Annotated in this window: 1 pseudogene; it reads left to right on the top strand. The window is 71.5% G+C overall.

The window, feature by feature from the left end:
* A pseudogene (locus AC27KI_RS27040) lies at window positions 1-252 on the top strand (LemA family protein); the annotation flags it as partial.
* Between the last annotated feature and the right edge of the window lie 284 nt (window positions 253-536).

The raw sequence follows: 536 nt of genomic DNA, 5'->3' as shown, positions 1-536 counted from the left end.
CTGCTGACGGGGCGCGAGGTGCTCGAGGCCGCCTGGCTGGCCATGGTGCGCGTGGCGGAGGTTCCGCCGGCGCCCGGCGAAGGCGCGGCGCTGCCCCTGTGGGCGCAGCGGTGGCAGGAGCTGGTGGCCCAGAATGCGCTGGCCACCCGGCAGTTCAACGATGCGGCGCTGCAGTACAACCAGGCCATCGGCCAGTTCCCGGCGCGCCTGCTGGCGTGGCTGTTCGGGTTCAAGGCGGCCAGAACGCTGTAGGCTGCGTGCCCATCCCCGCATCCCGGGAGGGGCGTGGATGGTTTGACATTGATTCAAGGCGTGGCCGCGACGGCGTCCGCAACCGCAACCGGTTTTTTCCTATTCAAGACAGGCTCAGACAGAACATGACCGATCCGCAGCCGCGCTCGCCCTCCCGTTTCTTTCCGCCCCCCGCGGAGGGCGAACGCCGCATGGAGCCCGCGCTGTGGCGCCAGCTGGATGCGGTGGTGACCGCGCTGCAGGCCGTGCGCGGCGGGCAGTCGGGCACGGCGGCCCTGGCCGCG

Source organism: Acidovorax sp. KPB24-03 (assembly GCF_057546605.1).
Note: the sequence above shows the minus strand (reverse complement) of the source record. Positions and strands in the feature narration are given on the sequence as shown.